General features: G+C 55.2%; 21 protein-coding genes. 9 read left to right on the top strand and 12 right to left on the bottom strand.

Annotated features, from left to right (window positions below; all coding sequences use genetic code 11):
• Nucleotides 1-10: 10 nt before the first annotated feature.
• Nucleotides 11-2,701, top strand: coding sequence for a cyanophycin synthetase (gene cphA, locus RRF56_RS06550; RefSeq protein ID WP_317036833.1), 2,691 nt, complete (start codon nt 11-13; stop codon nt 2,699-2,701).
• Nucleotides 2,702-2,866: 165 nt separating this feature from the next.
• Here cphA and RRF56_RS06545 read toward each other — a convergent pair whose 3' ends face one another.
• Together RRF56_RS06545 and RRF56_RS06540 are read right to left on the bottom strand one after the other, a co-directional pair.
• Nucleotides 2,867-3,895 carry a tetratricopeptide repeat protein gene (locus RRF56_RS06545; RefSeq protein ID WP_317036832.1) on the bottom strand — a complete coding sequence of 343 codons (1,029 nt, stop codon included), beginning with the start codon at nt 3,893-3,895 and terminating at the stop codon, nt 2,867-2,869.
• A 44-nt stretch (nt 3,896-3,939) separates the two neighbouring features.
• Nucleotides 3,940-4,704, bottom strand: coding sequence for a sigma-70 family RNA polymerase sigma factor (locus tag RRF56_RS06540; protein WP_317036831.1), 765 nt, complete (start codon nt 4,702-4,704; stop codon nt 3,940-3,942).
• Between the two features lie 392 nt (nt 4,705-5,096).
• On the opposite strand from RRF56_RS06540, the gene RRF56_RS06535 reads away from it, so the two are divergent.
• Nucleotides 5,097-5,675, top strand: a complete 579-nt coding sequence (locus RRF56_RS06535; protein ID WP_317036830.1) for a glyoxalase-like domain protein — start codon at nt 5,097-5,099, stop codon at nt 5,673-5,675.
• A gap of 41 nt (nt 5,676-5,716) precedes the next feature.
• Here RRF56_RS06535 and RRF56_RS06530 read toward each other — a convergent pair whose 3' ends face one another.
• Nucleotides 5,717-6,553, bottom strand: coding sequence for a basic amino acid ABC transporter substrate-binding protein (locus RRF56_RS06530; RefSeq protein ID WP_317036829.1), 837 nt, complete (start codon nt 6,551-6,553; stop codon nt 5,717-5,719).
• 20 nt (nt 6,554-6,573) lie between these two features.
• Nucleotides 6,574-7,737 carry a hypothetical protein gene (locus RRF56_RS06525; protein WP_317036828.1) on the bottom strand — a complete coding sequence of 388 codons (1,164 nt, stop codon included), beginning with the start codon at nt 7,735-7,737 and terminating at the stop codon, nt 6,574-6,576.
• Nucleotides 7,738-8,227: 490 nt separating this feature from the next.
• Here RRF56_RS06525 and RRF56_RS06520 point away from each other — a divergent pair, with 490 nt between their 5' ends.
• The 5 genes from RRF56_RS06520 to RRF56_RS06500 all read left to right on the top strand — a co-directional run bounded on the left by RRF56_RS06520 (nt 8,228) and on the right by RRF56_RS06500 (nt 10,937).
• Nucleotides 8,228-9,184 carry a FecR family protein gene (locus tag RRF56_RS06520; protein ID WP_317036827.1) on the top strand — a complete coding sequence of 319 codons (957 nt, stop codon included), beginning with the start codon at nt 8,228-8,230 and terminating at the stop codon, nt 9,182-9,184.
• Nucleotides 9,185-9,214: 30 nt separating this feature from the next.
• The gene (gene surE, locus RRF56_RS06515) at nt 9,215-9,898 is read left to right on the top strand and encodes a 5'/3'-nucleotidase SurE (protein WP_410510576.1); all 684 of its coding nucleotides are present in this window, start codon (nt 9,215-9,217) and stop codon (nt 9,896-9,898) included.
• Nucleotides 9,899-9,958: 60 nt separating this feature from the next.
• On the top strand, nt 9,959-10,135 hold the full coding sequence (locus RRF56_RS06510) for a hypothetical protein (RefSeq protein WP_317036825.1): 177 nt from the start codon (nt 9,959-9,961) through the stop codon (nt 10,133-10,135).
• The gene (locus tag RRF56_RS06505; protein ID WP_317036824.1) at nt 10,113-10,541 is read left to right on the top strand and encodes a universal stress protein; all 429 of its coding nucleotides are present in this window, start codon (nt 10,113-10,115) and stop codon (nt 10,539-10,541) included. Before RRF56_RS06510 ends, RRF56_RS06505 begins: the two co-directional genes overlap by 23 nt.
• 183 nt (nt 10,542-10,724) lie before the next feature.
• Nucleotides 10,725-10,937 (top strand): hypothetical protein, encoded by a 213-nt coding sequence (locus tag RRF56_RS06500; protein WP_317036823.1) that lies wholly within the window; start codon nt 10,725-10,727, stop codon nt 10,935-10,937.
• Between the two features lie 291 nt (nt 10,938-11,228).
• On the opposite strand, the gene RRF56_RS06495 is transcribed toward RRF56_RS06500, so the two are convergent.
• Nucleotides 11,229-12,737: an alanine/glycine:cation symporter family protein gene (locus RRF56_RS06495; RefSeq protein ID WP_410510575.1), complete on the bottom strand. Its 1,509-nt coding sequence runs from the start codon at nt 12,735-12,737 to the stop codon at nt 11,229-11,231.
• 371 nt (nt 12,738-13,108) lie between these two features.
• Here RRF56_RS06495 and htpG point away from each other — a divergent pair, with 371 nt between their 5' ends.
• Complete coding sequence (htpG, locus tag RRF56_RS06490) at nt 13,109-15,088, top strand: molecular chaperone HtpG (protein ID WP_317036821.1); 1,980 nt, start codon at nt 13,109-13,111, stop codon at nt 15,086-15,088.
• Nucleotides 15,089-15,281: 193 nt separating this feature from the next.
• Here htpG and RRF56_RS06485 read toward each other — a convergent pair whose 3' ends face one another.
• From RRF56_RS06485 to RRF56_RS06455, 7 genes are all read right to left on the bottom strand, one after another.
• On the bottom strand, nt 15,282-15,572 hold the full coding sequence (locus RRF56_RS06485) for a hypothetical protein (protein WP_317036820.1): 291 nt from the start codon (nt 15,570-15,572) through the stop codon (nt 15,282-15,284).
• Between the two features lie 521 nt (nt 15,573-16,093).
• A complete protein-coding gene (locus RRF56_RS06480) occupies nt 16,094-16,417 on the bottom strand; it encodes a hypothetical protein (RefSeq protein ID WP_317036819.1) in 324 nt (107 codons plus the stop codon).
• A protein-coding gene (locus RRF56_RS06475; RefSeq protein ID WP_317033418.1) for an IS630 family transposase occupies nt 16,389-17,347 on the bottom strand; the annotation gives its coding sequence in 2 pieces (ribosomal slippage) (nt 16,389-16,996 and nt 16,996-17,347; 960 coding nt in all). The genes RRF56_RS06480 and RRF56_RS06475 overlap by 29 nt, the downstream gene beginning before the upstream one ends.
• A gap of 285 nt (nt 17,348-17,632) precedes the next feature.
• Nucleotides 17,633-17,920, bottom strand: coding sequence for a DUF4236 domain-containing protein (locus RRF56_RS06470; protein ID WP_317036818.1), 288 nt, complete (start codon nt 17,918-17,920; stop codon nt 17,633-17,635).
• A 383-nt stretch (nt 17,921-18,303) separates the two neighbouring features.
• Complete coding sequence (locus RRF56_RS06465; protein ID WP_317036817.1) at nt 18,304-18,648, bottom strand: type II toxin-antitoxin system RelE/ParE family toxin; 345 nt, start codon at nt 18,646-18,648, stop codon at nt 18,304-18,306.
• Nucleotides 18,641-18,889, bottom strand: coding sequence for a hypothetical protein (locus RRF56_RS06460; protein WP_317036816.1), 249 nt, complete (start codon nt 18,887-18,889; stop codon nt 18,641-18,643). Before RRF56_RS06460 ends, RRF56_RS06465 begins: the two co-directional genes overlap by 8 nt.
• A 105-nt stretch (nt 18,890-18,994) precedes the next feature.
• Nucleotides 18,995-19,615, bottom strand: a complete 621-nt coding sequence (locus RRF56_RS06455; RefSeq protein WP_317038341.1) for a TraX family protein — start codon at nt 19,613-19,615, stop codon at nt 18,995-18,997.
• 255 nt (nt 19,616-19,870) lie between these two features.
• On the opposite strand from RRF56_RS06455, the gene RRF56_RS06450 reads away from it, so the two are divergent.
• Nucleotides 19,871-20,542, top strand: coding sequence for a MarC family protein (locus tag RRF56_RS06450; protein WP_317036815.1), 672 nt, complete (start codon nt 19,871-19,873; stop codon nt 20,540-20,542).
• Nucleotides 20,543-20,561 lie beyond the last annotated feature (19 nt).

The following is a 20,561-nucleotide window of genomic DNA, read 5'->3' as shown; positions in this document are numbered from 1 at the left end:
ATCACAGCCTATGCGTATTCTTAAAACTCAGACTCTACGAGGGCCAAACTACTGGAGTATCCGGTATCCCAACTTAATCTTGATGCGGCTAGATCTAGAAGACTTAGCCGATCGCCCCTCTGACCAAATCCCTGGGTTTTACGAAGCACTGGTGGAGACCCTCCCCAGTCTTATTGAGCACTTTTGCTCACCGGGACATCGAGGCGGCTTTCTCAGTCGGGTGCGCCAGGGCACCTACATGGGTCACATCGTTGAGCATATTGCCCTGGAGCTTCAAACCATGGCTGGCATGCCCGTGGGCTTTGGTCGCACCCGCAGCGCCGCCGAGCCAGGGGTGTACCAAGTGGTGTTCGAATACCAAAATGAGCAGGCCGGTCGCTACGCAGCCCGAGCGGCAGTGCGGTTGTGCAACAGCCTGATTGAAACGGGTCACTATTCTAAGGCCGAACTCGATCAAGACTTGGCTGACCTCACCGAGTTTCGACTTGACGCTGCCCTCGGCCCTAGTACCGAGGCCATTGTGCGCGGGGCCGAAATCCAGGACATTCCCTGGATGCAACTCTCGACTCGGGCGATGATTCAGTTTGGCTACGGTCGCTATCAGCAGCGAGTACAGGCCACCCTCAGCAGTAAAACCAGTATTTTGGCTGTAGAGCTGGCCTCTGACAAAGAGGGAACCAAACAAATTTTGCGCAGTGCTGGGGTGCCAGTACCACGGGGCACCGTAATTTACTACCTCGATGAGTTGGAAAACGCCATCGAAGACGTAGGCGGCTACCCGATCGTGATCAAGCCCCTCGACGGCAATCACGGACGCGGCATTACCATCGACATCGACTCCTACGCCGCCGCCGAAGAAGCCTACGAAGCTGCCCGAGAGGTGTCGAGTGGCATTATCGTTGAGCGGTTTTACCAAGGTCGCGACCACCGGGTACTGGTGATCAACGGACGGGTGATTGCGGTGGCGGAGCGGGTGCCGGCCCACGTGGTAGGTGATGGCAAGTCTACGATTGAGCAGCTGATTGAGGTCACAAACCAAGATCCTCGGCGGGGCGTTGGCCACGACAATCTGCTTACCCGCATTGAAGTCGATCGCACCACCTGGCAACTGCTCGATCGCAAGGGCTATACCCTTGATACGGTGCTGCCCAAGGGCGAAATGTGCTACTTGCGGGCTACGGCCAACCTGAGCACAGGCGGCATCGCCATCGATCGCACCGACGACATTCACCCCGACAACGTCTGGGTAGCCCAGCGCATTGCCAAGACCATCGGCCTCGACATCGCGGGCATTGACATTGTCACCACCGATATCTCTAAGCCCCTGCGGGAGGTCGATGGGGTGATCGTCGAGGTCAACGCGGCTCCAGGGCTACGCATGCACGTCTGTCCCAGCGTCGGCATTGCCCGCAACGTGGCTGAGCCCATTTTGTCAATGCTGTTTCCGCCCGGCACGCCAGCCCGCATTCCGGTAGTGGCCATTACCGGTACCAACGGCAAAACCACCACCACCCGCCTGACTGCCCACATCTTTAAGCAAACGGGGAAGATGGTGGGCTATACCACCACCGACGGCATTTACATCGGCGACAACATGGTTGAGCCGGGCGATACCACCGGTCCCCAAAGCGCCCAGGTGATTTTGCAGGATCCTACCGTTGAGGTGGCGGTGCTAGAGACGGCCCGGGGCGGCATTCTGCGATCGGGCCTGGCCTTTAAAGACTGTGACATTGGCGTGGTGCTCAACGTTGCCGCCGACCACATGGGGCTGGGCGATATTGAAACCCTCGAAGATATGGCCCACCTTAAGAGCGTAGTGGCCGAAACCGTTCGCCCCAGCGGCTACGCAGTGCTCAATGCCGACGACCCATTGGTGGCGGCCATGGCCCAAAAGGTGAAAAGCCAGGTAGCCTACTTTTCAATGGATCCTCATAATGAGCTGGTGCGGAAACATGCTCAGCAGGGGGGATTGGCTGCCATCTACGAGCAGGGCTATTTGTCAATTCTGAAAGGTGACTGGCTGCTGCGCATTGAGCAAGCGGAAAAAGTGCCCATCACCATGGGTGGTCTGGCTCCTTTTCAGATTGCCAATGCCCTGGCTGCTAGCCTAGCGGCCTTTGCCCAGGGAGTCGATATCGATCTGATTCGCCAGGCCCTGCACACCTTTGAGGCTTCCACCGACCAGACTCCAGGTCGGATGAATTTGTTTAACCTGGGCCGATTTCACGCCCTGGTAGACTATGCCCACAACCCCGCTAGCTATGAAGCCCTGGGGGGCTTTGTGAAAAATTGGCCTGGTAAGCGGATTGGTGTGGTTGGTGGGCCGGGCGATCGCCGTGACAATGACTTTATTACTCTCGGCAAGTTAGCGTCTCAGATGTTTGACGAGATTGTGGTCAAAGAAGACGATGACACTCGGGGCCGCCCCCGGGGCGACGCGGCAAAGTGGATCGTTCACGGTATTGAAGAGGGTACGGGCACGGCTAGCTACCGCACTATCCTGGCAGAAACTGAGGCCATTAACACGGCCTTAGATGAGGCCCCCGACGACAGTCTGGTGGTGATTTTGCCCGAAAGTGTGACCCGCGCCATTGCCTTGATTAACGCACGTAACCCTCTCCCTCAGATCAATGCGGGGCTTAACGGTGCCGCTGAGGCCGCCGCTCAGCCCACAGATCAGTTGGCTGAGGTGCACCCCTAGGTGGTTGATTCGGTCAAAGGGGCTGAAGCCTTCAATACTGTTGGCTTTAGCTCCTTTGACCGAGCGTTAGAAGACCGTCTCGGTAACTATTACTAGGCGCGACTGGGACAAGCGCAACCGGTTGAGGCTCGTCACCAGCAGGCGCTTGTCGTGCAGCCCTAGGTGCTATCGAATGGCCAGCAGCCGGTTCACAAATTCGGCTTCCAGAGTTTTTTGCTGAAGCTTGCGGGCGATCGCCAACCCTTGGCTAAAGGCCCGATTGGCTAGGTCGATATCGCCAGTTTGTCGGTAGTAGTCGCCTAGCCAGCGGTAGGTCAGCGCTGTTTGCCGGTCGGCTGGGGTGCTCCCTAGGGTGAGGGCGGCACGCTGGTCGAGGTATTCTCGCACCCGGGCTAAATCACCGCGGTCTAGGTAGATGCCCAGCAGGCCATCTAGGGCGCGAATTTGCAATGGGCCATCGCCCGCCTCGACCCCGGCTCTCAGCCCCACGCGATAGGCCCCAATAGCGTTAGACTCTCGGCCCAACGCCACATACACATCTCCCAAACTGTTAGAGGAATGGGCTTCGCCGAGGTAGTCACTGGCCAAAATTCGGTAATTAGCGGCAGCCTCTAGCAGGCGCACCGCCACGTCTAGGTCGCCTCGCTGAGTTGCCACTTGACCCAGGTTGCTGAGCGACAGACCAATGGCGCGGGAGTCGCCGGTGGTGCGAGCGAGTTGCAGGGCTTGCTCAAAGTGGGCCTGGCCCTCCAGTAAACGCCCCTGAATGACATAGATACTGCCGAGGTTGTTGAGACCGTAGACTTGGCCCAGCAGGTCATTGTCATCGCTAGCGGTACCAATTCGCAGCACTAGGGCTCGTTCGGCTTCGGGGTAGCGCCCTAGGGTGGCAAAGGCGGCTCCCATCGAGCCGTAGGCCCGCCCCGCCGCTTGGGTATCGCCCAGTAGGCGGTAGATCTCGGCGGCCTCGGCCCAGGAGTCTACGGCTTGGGTGAGGTCACCGGTGCTCAGCTGCTGATTTCCCAACTGCATCCACCCATCGGCCACATTCCGTGACTCTCCTCGGGTGGCGTTGTTGGGGCGAATATCGAGTTGTTCTTCTAAGTTAATGGCTTGAACCGGGGCGATCGCCCCCGCCAACAACAGTAAGGCCAGCGTTGCTAAACCCCAATTACCCATACGCGTCATTGCCATTCCCCTTCCCCAGGTGTGTGCCCCCCCGCTGGGGGGTAGCTTGCTTAGTTGGCCCATTCGCCGTTCAGATCGCCCGTGGCACCCACTAGGCGAGCGGTCGTCAAGCTAGGCTCCTCCAAGTCGGGCACGTTGAGCAGACCATCTAAATCATCGGACAGCGGTTCAGGTCGCAACGAGCCGCCCCCTAGGTAAATTTCGCGAATATCTTCGGGCAAGGCTGATTCTAGATGTTGGAAGGCTAGAGCTAGCTTGTGGCGCACATCGGCTGCTGACAGGGTTTCACCTTCGGCTTGGAGGTAGGCGGCAATCCGGTTTTCGCTCCAGCGGAAGGTGAGTGCCATGACCGCTACTAAACGCTCAACGGCGGGCAAGCGATCGAGGGCCTGCTCGACGTAGCACCAGAAGGGAGGTGTCGCCTGGGCCAAAGAGTAGTGGATGGCTTCCACCTCGGGCACCACCGCTTGGTTAATACACAGGGCAGTGATATTGATGAGCCAATTTTGTAGCGTAAACGTGCCGGGTTCTTCGCCCGCTACCGCCGCCGGGCACTCAACGCCGCCCAGTTCGTGAAGAATGTGTCGCCAGGTGAGGGCAAACAGGTATTCGGCCTGCACGGGCGATCGCGCCGAGTGGCGAATCAGGCTATAGACCATGGGGCTGTAGCGGCAGAAAATGGCGGTAAAGTATCGCCCTGCATCACCGTGACGCTGAAAGAGCTGCACCAGCTCGCGATCGCTCAAAGGGTGGAGCGACTGCATCAGTCGGTGGTCACACTCAGGAAAGTTGGGGATATGCGCTGTGCTAGACATGGGTTAAGCCGTGGAGAACATCGACTAAAGCTGGCCCGGCTGGGGCAACTCTGCCGCCCGTGGGGCCAAGACCACTATCGGCCTAGTCTTCGGGTAAATCAGCCTTTAATATACCTACCGTGACGGGTTTAGCGACTTATTTTTTGGGAACTTCAAGGATCTTGTCTTTGCCGTAGGGCAAGCCCTGGGGCTGAGAGAGCCCAGTTTGGCTGAGGCTAGGGACAGATTTGGGTTAACCCGTTCATCGGGAGTTCATTGCAGAGTTGATACACTGGAAAAAGCAACGTTTTGTCAGGGGCAAGTTATCAGGGGTAAGGTCTGTTTTCTCCGCTGGTTTCTCTGCCCGCTTATATAACCGCCTATAGCCGTCTTTATTATTTCTGTGGGGGCCTATGTTATTTGACCAATCGCTGATCTACCCTGCCCCAATAGCCCTATTAGGGCTACCCCTCGACAGCATTATGTCAACCCAGGGGATTATGGTGATGCTGCTGGTGGCCTACGCCGGGGCAATGTGGATGTTTCTCAAAAGCGCGCCTAAGGTCTACACCGTCATGGTGTCTGATCTGGAGGTGGCCCGTCGCTTCTACGAGGGCATGCTGACGCTGCCGGCGGCGGAGGTGCCGCTGCACTATTATTACAACTACGAGCAAACCCTCGGCACCGCTGGGCTGGATCCAATGTATTTGGGTGGGGCTACCAGTTTTGCGAACCAGGGCACCATGGCTAGCCCCGAGGGATTGTGGTATCAGTTGCGTAAAAATACTCAGCTGCATGTGGTCGGTGGGGCCAGTTTAGGCGATCGCAACCAGCAGCGCCATGTCTGCTTTGACCACAGCTGCCTGGAGTACATTCTCATGCGGGTGCAGTTGGAGGGCGTACAACACAAAATTCGCCGCGAAAAGCCGCTCAATTTTTTGGTCAAAGACTACGACAACCAGGTGATTGAACTAGCCGAAATTGACGATTAGGGTATTGTCAACTCACCCCTATCGGGTGGGTGGGCTACGGGCTACGGGACAGGAATTGGGTCAATAGCCTTTAGCGGCACAGGCTCGGGGTCGTAGCCAAACCACTTGCGGTGTAGCTCGGCGATCGTGCCGTCGGCCAGCATGTCCTCTAAGGTGGCGTCGATTAGGGGCCGGTTGGGCGAGCCGGGGGGCAGGGCAATGCCGTAGTATTCTTCCGTGAGCAGCTGATCGAGCAAGCGCACATGTTGAATCTTGGCCAAGGTCAGCATGCCCAGGGTGGTGGGCTTGTCTTTAATCACCGCATCCACATTGCCCTTGGCTAGGTCTAGCAGGGCTTTTTCTGCCGAATCAAAGGTGACAAGCTGGGTATTGGGCACCGAAGCCGCCAGTTCGGCTCCGGTGGTGCCCAGTTTGACGGCAATTTTTTTGCCCGCTAAATCGGCGAGGGTTTGAATGCCTACGGCATCGCGGTGTACGGCGATCGCCAGACCAGATTTAAAATAGGGACGCGAAAAATCGATCGATTCATCGCGCCGGGCGGTGATAGTCATAGCATCGACTGAGGCATCGGCGGTTTCAGCCTCTAGGGTGGCCATCAGTCCATCAAACGGAATGTAGGCAAAATAAACCTCTAGGCCCAGCCGCCGTGCTACTTCGGTAATTAAATCCACATCAAAGCCGACCAAGTCTCCGGCCTCCGTGAGATACACAAAGGGTGGAAAGGCTGGTTCTGTGGACACTACCAGAACCTTGGGGTCGCCCACATAGCTGCGGGCGGCGATCGGTCTCAGCGAGACGGGCGGTGCGCTACAGGCCGTGGCTAGCAGTAAGCTCAACCCCAGCAAACCAGCCTTGATTGGCAAATGCCCATGAACCATTGCCCCTGACCCAGCTATCTCTAAAACAAGGGTATCGTGGCATCGATCGCAGCGCCAAAAAAGGTGTCATTAAACCGCACGCGCGGTTCAGACGAGCGGCCAAAACTGACGCCGCCGTAGAGGCTGAGCCGAACTGCTGGGCTAAGCCGATAGACCACCTGGCCCAGCACCTGTTGAAAGGCGTCGTAGCGGTCTTGGGCTGTGTAATCGATCAAGTTGAGTTGGTAGCTAATGCCCGTCTGTAGTTGGGGCGTAATGTCGTAGCTGAGGTATCCGCCCGCTGACTGCATTAGACGGCTAAAGTCGGTGGATATAGGCCCGTTGAAGGTTTCGGTGCGTGACTGGGCACCGTTGAACTGAATCAGGTAGTAAGAGTCGAGGGCTAGCTTGGGGGTAAAGGCATCACGGCGACCCAGGGTGAGGCCAAGGGACGTATTTTTAAAGAATCGACCGCGATCGCCGCCGGGCCGAAACAACTCTTGGTAGGTCAAAACTAGCTGGCCATAGCTGCGGGGTGTGAGCCCCTGACGTAACCCTACCCGAAACCGCAGGTCGTCATAGTTGAGACTCGACTGACTACCGTAGCGCTGTAGCCCCAGGTCGGCAGTGCCGATAAATACGGTCTGCGGGCCTAGGTAGGGGTATAGGGAAAAGGCCAGGGAGGGACGCAAAAAGGTATCGCCAGTCAGGCCGCCGACGTCATTGACAGCTAACAAAATATTGTCGCTGTTAGCGATCGCCAGGCGCGCCGTCAAAAAGCCGATTTGGGGCCGAGGCTGAGCCATCTGCGCTGGAATTTCAGGCTGCTCGCGAATCCGTAAAATACCCAGGTCGTTGTCTTCTGCCAAACTGCGTATCTGAATACTGCCCAATTCAGGATCATCGGCCAATCCATCGTCGTTGTTGCTCTGGGCCAAGGGAACGCTGGGGGTAATCTCGCCTTGGGCGGGTAGACTTACCTGCGCCGCCCTTGGCGACACGGCTAATGACGCTGCTGTAGTCAGGTAGGTACCCGATGCCAAGGATAGATCAGCGGCAGGCGCTAAGGCGGAAAACTGAAGGCTGAGGTCAGGGCTGTCTAGAATGCTGGCGACAGGCTGGGAACCCAGGTCGATGGCGGACAGAGCAGGGCTCTGGAAGGGTAGAGCCGACTGGAACGCTAATCCTTGGACAGCATCGCTCAACTCAGCCCTAACGGTAGTCTCTGTTGGGGGAGATGGCGCTGGATTAGCCTGGCTGTGAAGGGGGCAGCCAAGCCAACTAAGGCCTACTAGAGCCAATGGGAGGTGGTGTTGCCGCTTAAACAAGGGAGCCTGCCTGGATGAAACACTATTCTACTGTCACCAGCAGAATCACTGGTTTTGCCAGTGATTCCTGAAAGTTAAACTCAAGTTCATTAAATATTTAAGCCCCCAGGGGTAGAAGATTCACGAATTAGTAACGGCACCCAACTGGCTTGCCCCCTACCATGGAGCTATGTTCCCCAAACGGACGTGATTACCAGGACGTAACGCTTTGACCAAAGCGTTGGGTGTTGCCCCTGGTGGTGAAAAGCCACAGCTAGATTAGCTTAAAGGGCACATCTTGCAATTGCACCCAATGCTGGGAACGCTAGCCGCATCTACACCGAGGCCTTTGTCCCTGTTGTCATTCGTGGTCACCACTTACTGAACTATGTTTTTTCGTACCCATGGCTTCTCGGCGGTGCTACTGGCGGTGCTCAGCGGAATCGCGATCGCGACTCCGGCAGATGCAGGGGTGCCTCTAACCCGGGCTAATGTCAGAGCCAGCACCAACCAGGTCAATCTGGTGAATGTCGCGGGGGCATTGCGCCCGGCCCTAGTAGCCGACTGTTTCTGTCCTGGCGACACCTTGAGCACTCGGGCTCAATCGAGAGCTGAGATACTGTTTAATGACGGTTCCCTGCTCCGGGTGGGTGAGCAGGCCAACCTACGGTTTTGGCCCAATGCTCGCCAGTTGTTGCTCAACCAGGGCACAGCTGCTCTGTTTGTGCCCCCTGGCCAGGGCCGTACCACGGTGCAAACGCCTAATGCCACCGTGGGGCTAAACAGCTCTGGGGTGGTGGTGCGCTATGTGCCCTCCCGACAGTTGACTCTGGTAATGGCTTTGGCTAACTCAGAGACTGGCCCGGTGTCTATAACAACCGCTGCCACCGGTCAGGAGTTTACTCTTTACGCGGGGCAGATGGCCTTTGTCAACCCTAGCAACCTGCAAGTGGTTGAATTTGACCTGCTGGAGTTTTACCAGACTAGCGATTTGATGGCGGGCCTACAGCTGGCCAACCCCAACTACCGTCCCGCCGTCAACGAGCCCCTGGCGGCCCTGCGCGATGACCTATTGCAGGCGCTGAATCAGCAACCGGCCTTTGGTGGGGAGGAGGCTATTCTCGATCCCAGTCTCATTAGTGACCTGGCACCAGAGACCAACTTCCAAGGCAACGACGGTTCTCCCGCAGGGTTGAGTACTCCGCCGGAAGAACTCCGACGCTACAACGATGCCCCCCCTGGCGTGGTTACCCCCCTACCGACTACCCTGGTTGAGCCGGCTCAGTCACCGATACAATCGATACCGGCTGAGCCCGCTGCGATGCCGGTCCAGTTTGCCCCATAGGGAACATAGTTAATGGCTGCCAACCCTCCAATGACTCTGGTGCTGACCAATGACGATGGCATTGACGCCCCTGGTATTCGAGCACTAAGTGAGGCATTGGCCGAGCATTCACCCTGGGTGGTGGCCCCCGATCGCCACCTGTCAGGCTGTAGTCACCAGATGAATCGGGGTGGACCGATTGCCATTACCCCTCAGGGCGATCGCGCCTTTGCGATCGGCGGCACCCCTGCCGACTGCACCCGCGTTGCCCTCGGCCACCTGTGCCCCGAGGCCACCTGGGTGCTCTCGGGCATCAACGCTGGTGGCAATTTGGGAGCCGATATTCACCTGTCGGGCACCGTGGCTGCCGTACGGGAGGCGGCAATGCTGCGCATACCGGGCATTGCGCTGTCTCACTACATTCAAAATCGCCGCCCAATCGACTGGGCCTGGGCCAGCCGTCTGGCTACCCAGGTGATCGCTAGGCTAATGGGCGAACCCCTACCCCCTGGTTGCTTTTGGAATGTGAACCTGCCCCATTTACAGCCCGGCGATCGCGACCCGGAGCTGGTGTTTTGCGCTACCTGCACCCAGCCGTTGCCCACAGATTTTAAGGTTGACCAAGGCCAGTTTTACTACACAGGCGACTACAGCCGCCGCCGCCACGACCCCGATTCTGATGTAGCGGTCTGCTTTGGGGGCAACATTGCCGTCACTAAAATTTGTCTGTGGTAGCCAAATCGGTCTGATCGCCCCGCCACAAATCTAGAGCAATTGGTAGGCAAATCGAAACAGATGACACAGGCTCAGGCTGCGGTTCGCTTTAGACTAGGGCCATGGGTGATTGTCTATCGCCTTGGAACGGGGTTGGGCCGCGATCGCCGAGTCGAGCCCAAGGAGGTTAAAACCCTAGATGGCCTGTTTTCTGTGGCTTTAAGAGGCTTATCCGATGACTTTATTTGCCAGCGATAACGTTCTAGTACCGATTGATTTCTCTGAGGAGGCTAACCGAGCGTTAGACCAAGCCCTGACATTTTTTGGCGACACCACTAAAATACACGTCATTCATGTTTTGTCGCCCTTAGAGCCCACCCAACCGGGTATGGTCTGGCAAACGATCGATGAGCGATCGCGCATCGACCATATTCAAACCCTGTTTCACGAAAAATTTGCCGGTGACGCTTATCAGCACATCAAATTTTCGGTGCTGATGGGCAATCCTAGCTCTGAAATTATTGACTATGCCGGTAGCCATGCCATCAATTTGATTGTGATTTCGTCCCACGGGCGCACGGGCCTGTCGAGATTTTTGCTGGGTTCTGTGGCAGAACGGGTAGTTCGATTTGCGCCCTGCCCGGTTTTAGTGCTGCGTCGCTAGGCTGTGAACCTGAAGCCAATACCCAAAAAAGCGATGGCTTTACCCATCCAAACCGACTGCCTAGACGCTAGAGCTATCGCTTTTTTGCATAGATGGTATCGAGCCTGCCTTTTGTAGCTTGAGGTTGGGTTTTCTAAGATAAGCACAACTTAGAAAACAACAATTGCCGGTTAGGAGGCAGCTATGCTTTGGCTCTCTATCGCTCAGACCTCAGGGGCGCTAGACCCCCTGATCGCCCCCCATCGTCCTTGGTCTAGGGTGATGGCATTGTGGCAGTTTTGCCGACTATATGGCGACTACCAAGCCACCCCGCCGAGCTTGCGGCGTCAATTCCTCATCGACCGGGAGCAGGCAGGCAGCTCAGGCAAGGCTGGCTCATTCATTGATGAGCGGTGAATTGGTGAGGCTGTGCGCGACCTCCCAGGGGATGGTGGCCAGCGTGGCTTAGATCAGGTTCGCTTAAGTAGTTCTAATACCGAATTCGCATCGCATAACCCTGATTCCAGACAGGCGGGTTGTGTAGGGGCAAACGGTGTTTGCCCAGCCCAACTGGGCTAGCCAGGTCGGATTCAGTACAATCTGTCATTCCCACGGCAGTGGGAAGCAATTGTGGATACGTTACTCCAGGGTGGATTTCCGCGAAGGCGGGAATGACTGGCATTGCCTGAGCGTTATGAATCATGCAGGTTAGGGTTCGTCAGAAACACTCACCGGCACCTGGGCATAGGCCTGCATTTCGCCACTGCTCAGCCGCTGCCAGTAGTCTTTGAGGTCTTTGGCCACTTCGTTGGAGAGAATGTAGCAGCCGATCAGGTTGGGGAAGGCCATGCCCAGCAGCATCAGGTCGCTGAAGTCGATGATTAGCCCCAGGCTGGTGAGGGTGCCCAAAAAGGTGCAGACCACGTAGATGATTTTGAACACGATGGTGGTGCGCTCGCCAAACAGATAGGCCCAGGCCTGAATGCCGTAGTAGCTCCAGGAGATGATCGTAGAGAAGGCGAACAGGCACACCGCAACGCTGAGCACGATGGGGAACCAGCCAATCACCGACTCGAAGGCGCTGGCGGTCATGGCGACGCCGCTGAGTTCGGTCCCGGTATCTTGGTAGACGCCAGTGAGCACGATCGCGATCGCTGTCATATTGCAGATCACAATGGTGTCGATGAAGGGCTCTAGCAGCGCGACAATGCCCTCGCGGATGTGCTCATCGGTGCGGGCGGCGGCGTGGGCGATCGGGGCCGACCCCACCCCCGCTTCATTAGAGAACGAGCTGCGGCGAATGCCCTGCACCATCACCCCGACAATGCCCCCCACTGCGGCGGTGGGGGCAAAGGCCTGGCTAAAGATGGTGCCAATGGCGGCGGGCACCTGGCCAATATTCACCCCGATCACAAACAGACAGGCCAGGGCGTAGATGATTGCCATAGCGGGCACCAGTTTCTCGGCCACCGCCCCAATGCGGCGAATGCCGCCGATGATTACAAACCCCGCCAGCGACGCGAGAATCAGGCCAAACAGCCAGGCGGGCAGCCCCGGCACCAGGCTAGAGATGGCCGCGTAGGCCTGATTTGACTGGAACATATTCGCCCCGCCGAGGCTGCCGCCCAGACAGAGAATGCAGAACAGCACCGCCAAACCCTGGCCCAGAGGCTGCATGCCCTTGGGGGTCAGCCCCCGCGTCAAGTAGTACATGGGGCCGCCCAGCACCGTGCCGTCGGGGTCGATGCGGCGATACTTCACCGCCAAAGAGCACTCGACAAACTTGGTCACCATGCCGAGGAAGCCCGCCAGGGTAAGCCACACCATCGCCCCAGGGCCGCCCAGCTGAATGGCGATCGCCACCCCGGCAATATTGCCCAGCCCCACGGTACCCGACACCGCCGTAGCCAGCGCCTGAAAGTGCGACACCTCCCCAGCGTCGTGGGGGTCGTCGTACTTGCCTTGCACGACATCGATGGCGTGCTTAAAGCCCCGCAGGTTGATGAACCCCATGCGAAAGGTAAAAAACACCGCTGCCACAAACAGCCACAGCACAATAAACGGGAAGCCGTTCTCGCCCCCAATGGGAAAAAACAGCAGCAGCGCCATCACGTTGACGATGGGCTCAAAAATGGCGTCTACCCCGGTGCCCCCTTCCTGAGCCCAGGCCGGGGGAGCCAGGGCAAAGAGGGCCAGCAACCCCAGCTCCAAGATCATCCCTAGGCGACGCTGATTGAGCGATCGCCATAGGGTCATGCCTCTGGCTGCCAGCAGCGGGATAGCAGGCGGCATTCGCTTGGTAGGGTTCATAGACTGTTTTCGGTAGAGAACGGGGGGATTGGGCCATCAATGCTGGTGACCGGTGGGCGATCGCAGCAGGCAGCGCATAAATATCTAATCTTTCCCAGGTACAGATAACAAGTTTTTTATTACCGTACTGTTACTTCAGACACCCTCTGCCAGTCGGCCCTGGGGCCAACGGTAGGGTCAACCGAACCTCCCTTGGGAGAAATCGCCGCTTGTGAATTTCGCTATCTGGGTCAAAAATTGCCTTAACGAACCACTATCTGAATCACTACCGAACCGCCATGACGACGATTCTGGAACAGGGCAATATCTCGATCCATACCGAGAATATTTTTCCGATTATCAAAAAAGCGCTCTACTCTGAGCATGAAATTTTCTTGCGGGAGCTGGTCTCCAACGCCGTTGACGCTATTAAAAAGCTCTCCATGGTGGCCCGCTCCGGCGAATACTCCGGCGATATCGGCAGCCCCGAAATCGAAATCAAATTTGACAAAGACAAGAAAACCCTCAGCATTTCCGACACCGGCATCGGCATGACCGCCGACGAGGTGAAGCAGTACATCAACCAGGTGGCCTTCTCCAGCGCCGAAGAGTTTATCACCAAGTACAAAGACAGCGCCGCCGCCGACCCAATTATCGGCCACTTTGGCCTGGGCTTTTACTCCTCGTTTATGGTGGCTTCCACCGTCGAGATCGACACCCTCTCCTACAAAGAGGGGGCCGAAGCGGTGCACTGGAGCTGCGACGGCTCGACCCAGTTTGAACTCAGCGCCTCGGAGCGTAGCACCGTGGGCACCACCATCACCCTGACCCTGATGGAGGGCGAAGAAGAATACCTGGAACCGGCTCGGATTCGGCAGTTGATTAAAACCTACTGCGACTTTATGCCGGTGCCGATCAAAATCGACGGCGAAGTGGCCAACAAGCACGAAGCCCCCTGGAAGCAGTCGCCCAGCAGCCTCACCGACGAAGACTACCTGGAGTTCTACCGCTACCTGTACCCCTTCCAGGAAGACCCACTGCTGTGGATTCACCTCAACACCGACTACCCCTTTGTGGTCAACGGCATTCTCTACTTTCCTAAGCTCAAGCCCGATATCGACATCACTAAGAGCAGCATTAAGCTCTACTGCAACCAGGTGTTCGTCACCGACAACTGCGAAGAAGTCGTGCCCCGCTTTCTGCTGCCCCTGCGCGGCGTGATTGACAGCACCGACATTCCGCTCAACGTCAGCCGGAGCTTCTTGCAGGGCGATCGCACCGTGCGCCGCATCGCCGACTACATCGCCAAAAAAGTCGGCGATAGCCTCAAAGCCCTCTACCGCGACGACCCCGCCAAGTACATCGCCAGTTGGCAAGATCTGGGCAACTTCGTCAAGTTTGGTTCCCTCAATGATGACAAGTTCAAGGAGCAGGTCAAAGACATCTTGATCTTCCGCACCACCGCTAAGCTGGGCGAGGCGGAGGAAGCCCCCAAAGTAGAAGTGCAAACCGACGAGGGTGACGCCTGGGCCGAAGTTTCTGAGGCCGCCAAGCCCGCTACCGACGCCAAGGGCAACTTCTACACCACCTTGAGCGAATACCTGGAGCGCAACAAAGACAAGCACGAAAACCGCGTCTTCTACGCCACCGACGAAGTCTCCCAGGCTACCTATATCGAGCTGTTTAAGAGCCAGGGTCTCGAAGTGCTGTCGATGGATTCGTTCATTGACACTCATTTCATTCCGACCCTGGAGCGGGAATATTCCGACGTTAAGTTTGTTCGGGTGGATTCTGACCTCGATGACACGCTGCTCGACAAAGACCAGCAGAGCGAAATCGTTGACCCCGCCACCAACAAAACCCGCGACGACCAGATCAAGGAGATGTTTGAGCAGGCGATCAACCGCCCCCGCGTCAATGTCAAACCCCAGGCGCTGAAGGGCGAAGGTGCGCCCCCGGCCATGGTGCTGCTGCCCGAAGAAGCTCGCCGTATGCAGGAAACCATGGCGATGATTCAGCAGCAGGAGATGCAGTTCCCCGATGACCACGTGCTGATGGTGAACACGGCTCACCCGCTGATTCAAAACCTACTGGGCCTGAGCCAGAGCACGATCATTGGGGCCGACGGCGGCAGCTCTCCGGCGGGCGATATGGCGACGATGATCTGCAACCAGGTCTATGACACGGCGCTGATGGCTCAAAAGGGCTTTGATGCCAATGGCATGAAGGCCTACGTGGAGCGATCGAACACGCTGCTGACTAAGCTCACCGAGCGGTAGGAAAGGTTACTCTGTGAAACCAGATCCCTGGGTTCTTGAAGAACCCAGGGATCTTTTTGCGTTTACAGGCTAAACCTCATACTGAATCCTGAACGAATACCCCCGATTTGTAGGGGCGTAGCATGCTACGCCCCTACGGGGTTCCTGGATTATGAACCGGGTTTTACCAAATCAGATTTGGTATCAGTTATCCTCACTCTTGCTCAGATAGGATCATGCGTTTGGTTAGTATTCGCATGACTTCGTTGGGGTTGACGGTGGGCAATGGCCGTGACCATTCTTCGGGGCGGGCGTAGCCGAGGCGATATAGGGTGATGACGCAGCCATTGACGATTGGGGGAGAGCCGATCGCAAGTAGCCGCAAAATATCGGGCGAGGGGCGATCGCGCAGGTCGATCAGGGGTTGCTGCGGGGCAGGGTCGGGCAGAAATGCAGCCAGATCTGGGGTGATCAGGCGATCGCGGTGTCTTGTCTCTGTCATCATGGGTTTTAGCTCCATAGTGAGTCGCCCAGTCCTGAAGTTTTCGAGGCCGAAGGACTGGGCTTTTAGTTTTTATGGGTGGTTGCAAGGCTGTCCCCATTCCAGGGCTATTATTTTGAAGTGGGCTCACCCATGGAATAAATATACTCCTATTACAAAAGGGGTACTTCCACGGGATGAGTATAGTCACACCATGGCTATATTTGCCACCGTTCAAGGCTTTAAGAAGGCTTATGAGTTTTGGAAGATTACTAGCTGTTTCAAGCGATCGCCTATAGGCTCTACGACAACCCAGATATATTTCCGTCTAAAGAAACTCAGGACGCTATCTGTAAGGTATGTAACGCACAGTCAAAACACGCTATAGCAGCGTTAAATTTAATATTTCTACTTAATATTTGAATTATTTTCAAGACACATTTCGTTCTAGCTAATTTATGTTAGGTATGACGAAGTGAAACCTAACATAAAAGCAAACTTTGTCAATTCTGCGCCTGCGCCTGCGCTACTCAATCTACACCTTGTCAGACAAGGCCCATGTCTTGTTTTAGTTGATAAAGTTCATGCTCAATTTCTAAGCATCTAAACTGGCACTCATATTGGGCAAGTGAAGCCGCTTGATATTTAATTCTAGCTTTATAGAGTGGGTCGACTTTTACAGTTTTCTTTAATTCTTCCAGTTCCCACTTAACCTCGTAATCTCTCCAGGCCTCTTCATAGGGATCAAGGATAGGCGAACCATGATCAGGGCCAGCGAGACCATTGAGAAATAAAGCAACGCCAATGAGAGGCAAAGCCCCCATCATAATATAGCGGTTCTCATTCGGATGAGGTACAGTAGCAGTCATTTGTGAACCAGTTACGAATGTCTTCCAAGGTAACTTGAGCGTAGGCAAACTCAATCGCTTCGTTTAAGGCTTGATAAGTCCGTGCAGCAATTGAACTCAAGCTATTCTTGACCTTCGACCAGAACGGTTCAATAGGTGAAAAGTCTGGTGAATAGGGTGGCAAAAACATCAGTCGTGCACCCACCGCTTCAAGCGCAGCATTGACCTCTTCCGTGGCTTTATGCGCACGACTATTATCAACGACAAGCACTGCCCCAGGCCACAGATTGGGCGCAACTCGACGGATGATGTAGGCTTCAAAGGTCAAACCATCCATCGCACCGAGAATTGTCAACGGAGCAATCGGACCGCGCAAACTCAGCGCATTGACCAGCGACACGTTCTGCCCTCGTGTGGCCGGACGGTCCCCGATTGCACGTTGGCCTTTTGGAGCACGGGCGTACAATCGAACCATGGCTAAGTTAACCCCCGCCTCATCCATAAACACCAAGTCTTCCGGGGCTACCTCTCGAATGGACTGCCAATAGTCAACCCGGGCTTGTCGCACCCGTGGACTCTCCGCCTCGGTGGCGTGCAGCGCTTTTTTTTACGGGTGAGCTCAAGCTTTTGCACCATCCGACCCATGGTCGAGCGACTAATCGTTATCGACGTTTCGGCAGCGAGTTGGTCGCAGAGTTCTTCCAAGGTCGCATCATTATCCGCCTCAACTAAGGCTCTCACCAGCTGGAGTTGTTCCCCGTTGAGTTTAGGTTGAGGGCCACCCCCATGGGGCTTAGGTAGGATATCGCCCGTTTCCCGAAGACGCTTCAAAAGCGTTTCGACAAAACTCGTCGCCACCCCAAACCGCTTAGCCACCTTACGAACCGAGACCCCCTCCATAAAGTGAGCATCAATTATCTTTTCTCGAAAATCAAGTGAGTAGGCTTTCATCACGCCCTCCTGCCAGAAATGCGATAGTGTAGCGCCGTTCTGCATTTCCTCTACTTTGATCGTACCTCGCCCGTCTAGGAGCCGCTATAGAACCTACCTGCATGCTGCCAAAACCAACCCATGCAGTAGTAGCATTGTATTGGCAAATGCCGTGTAGGCTACCAATAGCTGTTCCAGTTTTAGCAATGCCTACTGTGTTAGCTGCTGTACTAAGAATTGGATTGCTAAAAATTAAAGGTATACTGGCCGAAGTTTTGATATCCATAGATATTTCTGTTGATAAAGTTACATGGATATTCCGTTTTGACGTAAAAGTTCTATGAGTTCTTGCTTATTCAGTTTTGAGTAGCCTTTAAGATTGTGATGCTTTGCTAGTTCTACCAAGTCTGACTTTTTAAGTAATCCAGGATTGGTGTGATAAGAAAATGGCCCTGGCAAATTCACTGATGTTTTTTGAGTTCTCGAGTTCCAGCTTACTGCTCCTGCTTTAAGGCTGGTTGAAATTCCCGATTTTGACAGATTTAGAGATAATCCTGGCAGTAGCTTAATTTTCTTTCTAAATCTAAACCCCATCAGGTTGCCTCGTCAGATCTCTTTCCTCAAGGCTAGCTGATATCAGTAATTAAGGATGCCACTTGGCCTCTAAGTGGTCAGCTATTTTTCTGAATAACAAGATTTAATAAAGATGATTTACATAGTCCTGGCGAGCCTCAACGATGTAGCCGCATCTTGCTCAATTGAAACTCTCCCGTCTACAACCTTAGGTAAGGCAGTATCGGCACTGTTACTAGCTACGATCGCATGGTACAAGACTACATCCATTGACGTTGTTGCTATACCCAAAACTGCCGCCTCTACTCTGCGATCAAACGAGATCTTTGAGTGGAACCTTTTCCTTTAGGGATGTAACTATTATCACTTCTAGAATCGCTGCGACATGTATAAGACTTGAAGACTTACAAGTCTTCCTGGATAATCTGCCTAATGTCTTCAGTTGTAATGTCGTCTTGCTCAGATTTGCTGTAAATAGTCAGCAAAAGAATGCTGTTGGCTGTTTTTAAGTAGTAGATCAATCGATAGCCACCGCTCTTGCCCTTTTGTATGTCACGATTACGCACTCTCAGCTTGAAAACCTCATACCCTAAGCCTGGAATGCGATCGCCTGGACACCCTCCCTGCTCAAGTTTCTCGATAACAGGCTGCACATCAGCCTGAATTGATCGATATTTTTTATTCAGCTTGCGAAGATTGCGTCGAAAAGTCGGTGCCGCTTCAACACGCATAGAAAAAGCGTCACTCATTGTCAAAATCTTCCCACAATTGAGCCACGGGGATAGCTTGCCCAGTCATTGCCTCCCGCCAAGCTTGGCGCAAATCTGCCAAAACTTCTTCTTTAGGTGTATCTTCCTCAGAAGAGATAAGTAAACTATCCTGCACCAGGATGATGACCTCAACCCGACTATTTTCAACCAGTTCTAAAGGCTGATCGAGCGTGAGTTGACCCCGCTCATCAATGGTGCCCATAACCTTGACGGCTTCCATGATCGTGACCCGCTATACCTGTGAACATTATGGCACTGTTGCCTTAGAGGGGTATTGTTTAGTCTCAGTCGTGGGGCAATGGGATTGCAGCAAAATGATCAATTGTTAACCTGCTAGCCCTTGCCGAATGAGCCATAGCAGAGCCAAATGACCGGGGTAAAATGCATAAAACCATCGTGCCTTGGGGCCGCGATCGCCGTTGGCCAGCAAAAAGATCAAAGGGACTGCGATCGCCAGCAGTTGAAATGGCCCCGCTAGCCAGGCCCAGAGTAGATGAAACCCAACCCAAGCCAGCCACCAGAGCGCCTGGGGACGAAAGTAAGCAGTCAGCGCCACTAATGCAATGCCATAACTACCGTAGCCCATGGGCAATAGCTCACTCAGCCCTGCCCCACCCAACCAAATAGCAAGCTGGAGCTGAGGAAAATGGCGGACTAACCGCAGACACACCAGCCCCACCAGCAGCTCAAACAAAATGTTTAACTCAGTCGCCCTAAAGGTCAGTTGATAAATAGGCTGAGACACCAGCCCCAGCACCGCCAGCCTGAGGCCATAGCGCCCAATATCTCGGGTATGGGCTTCTCCCTGCACCAATAGCCAAACAAACAGCGGAAAGCTAATCCGACCAACCATCCGTAGCCAGTCTACATCGGGGAAAAACACCACACCGATATGATCGATCAGCATGGTGATCGCCGCTAAAAGCTTGATGTGGTAGCTGCTCAACCCCCTAGAGAAGGCCTTGGGTTTTGACTGCAACGGCTGAAAATCCTGCTTGGTGGGTGATTTACACCTTCGGTGTAACACAGGGCAGGCCGCACCTGGGCGATAAATAGTTAGGTGGGCGAAGCCGAGAATTTAGATGCGATCGGGGAGATTCGGTGTAGGGGTTGCGCTCTTAAGCCTATAACCATAACCCCCGAAACCTGAACCGTAAATCCTAAAGGGCGCTAGATTTGAGGCAGTCTCTCGGGCGACCCTATGCCGATTGTTTTGCCGCTATTTGCCAAAGCCTTTCTCACCCTGTTTGTCGTAATTGACCCAGTGGGGTTAGCGCCTTTGTATCTGGCCTTAGTGAGCGATCGCACCGAGGCCGAGCAAAGCCAAATTGCCACACGGGCCGTAGTGGTGTCGGCGGTTATTTTGCTGGTGTTTGGGCTGACGGGGGCCTACGTGCTGCACAACCTGGGCATTAGCCTGCAAGCCTTTCAGATTGCGGCAGGGTTCTTGCTGTTCAAAATTGCCCTAGACATGATTTTTGTACAGCAGGAGCGCGAAACCGAGGCCGAAGTCGAGGAAGCCGAGACCAAACAGGATGTGAGCGTGTTTCCGCTGGCGATACCGCTAATTGCCGGGCCGGGTAGCCTGGCCAGCATTTTGGTGCTGTCGCGGGAGTCAAGCAACTATTACCTGGGGCTGAGCGTGGTGCTGGCGGCGGCGGCGGCGGTTTTGGTGCTGTGCTACCTATTTTTGCTGCTGTCGCGGCCCCTGGCTAAGGTGCTGGGCCAAATTGGCATCAACGTGGTGACGCGGGTGCTGGGGGTACTGCTGGCGGCCCTGGCGGTGCAGTACATGCTCGATGGCTTGCTCAGTCTGCTGCAATTGCCGCCCGCCCAGGCCTTCGGCCTCGACACGCCAGCTTCTGGTTCCTGATTGGGTTGCCCGTCAGATG

Source organism: Nodosilinea sp. E11, assembly GCF_032813545.1.
GTDB lineage: Bacteria > Cyanobacteriota > Cyanobacteriia > Phormidesmidales > Phormidesmidaceae > Nodosilinea.
This window is presented reverse-complemented; position numbering and strand designations above follow the sequence as displayed.

Coding starts and splice junctions, on each gene's coding strand:
- cphA (WP_317036833.1), top strand. CDS start 11: ATGCGTATTCTTAAAACTCAGACTCTACGAGGGCCAAACTACTGGAGT.
- RRF56_RS06545 (WP_317036832.1), bottom strand. CDS start 3,895: ATGGCAATGACGCGTATGGGTAATTGGGGTTTAGCAACGCTGGCCTTA.
- RRF56_RS06540 (WP_317036831.1), bottom strand. CDS start 4,704: ATGTCTAGCACAGCGCATATCCCCAACTTTCCTGAGTGTGACCACCGA.
- RRF56_RS06535 (WP_317036830.1), top strand. CDS start 5,097: ATGTTATTTGACCAATCGCTGATCTACCCTGCCCCAATAGCCCTATTA.
- RRF56_RS06530 (WP_317036829.1), bottom strand. CDS start 6,553: ATGGTTCATGGGCATTTGCCAATCAAGGCTGGTTTGCTGGGGTTGAGC.
- RRF56_RS06520 (WP_317036827.1), top strand. CDS start 8,228: ATGTTTTTTCGTACCCATGGCTTCTCGGCGGTGCTACTGGCGGTGCTC.
- surE (WP_410510576.1), top strand. CDS start 9,215: ATGACTCTGGTGCTGACCAATGACGATGGCATTGACGCCCCTGGTATT.
- RRF56_RS06510 (WP_317036825.1), top strand. CDS start 9,959: ATGACACAGGCTCAGGCTGCGGTTCGCTTTAGACTAGGGCCATGGGTG.
- RRF56_RS06505 (WP_317036824.1), top strand. CDS start 10,113: ATGACTTTATTTGCCAGCGATAACGTTCTAGTACCGATTGATTTCTCT.
- RRF56_RS06500 (WP_317036823.1), top strand. CDS start 10,725: ATGCTTTGGCTCTCTATCGCTCAGACCTCAGGGGCGCTAGACCCCCTG.
- RRF56_RS06495 (WP_410510575.1), bottom strand. CDS start 12,737: ATGATCTTGGAGCTGGGGTTGCTGGCCCTCTTTGCCCTGGCTCCCCCG.
- htpG (WP_317036821.1), top strand. CDS start 13,109: ATGACGACGATTCTGGAACAGGGCAATATCTCGATCCATACCGAGAAT.
- RRF56_RS06485 (WP_317036820.1), bottom strand. CDS start 15,572: ATGATGACAGAGACAAGACACCGCGATCGCCTGATCACCCCAGATCTG.
- RRF56_RS06480 (WP_317036819.1), bottom strand. CDS start 16,417: ATGACTGCTACTGTACCTCATCCGAATGAGAACCGCTATATTATGATG.
- RRF56_RS06470 (WP_317036818.1), bottom strand. CDS start 17,920: ATGGGGTTTAGATTTAGAAAGAAAATTAAGCTACTGCCAGGATTATCT.
- RRF56_RS06465 (WP_317036817.1), bottom strand. CDS start 18,648: ATGAGTGACGCTTTTTCTATGCGTGTTGAAGCGGCACCGACTTTTCGA.
- RRF56_RS06460 (WP_317036816.1), bottom strand. CDS start 18,889: ATGGAAGCCGTCAAGGTTATGGGCACCATTGATGAGCGGGGTCAACTC.
- RRF56_RS06450 (WP_317036815.1), top strand. CDS start 19,871: ATGCCGATTGTTTTGCCGCTATTTGCCAAAGCCTTTCTCACCCTGTTT.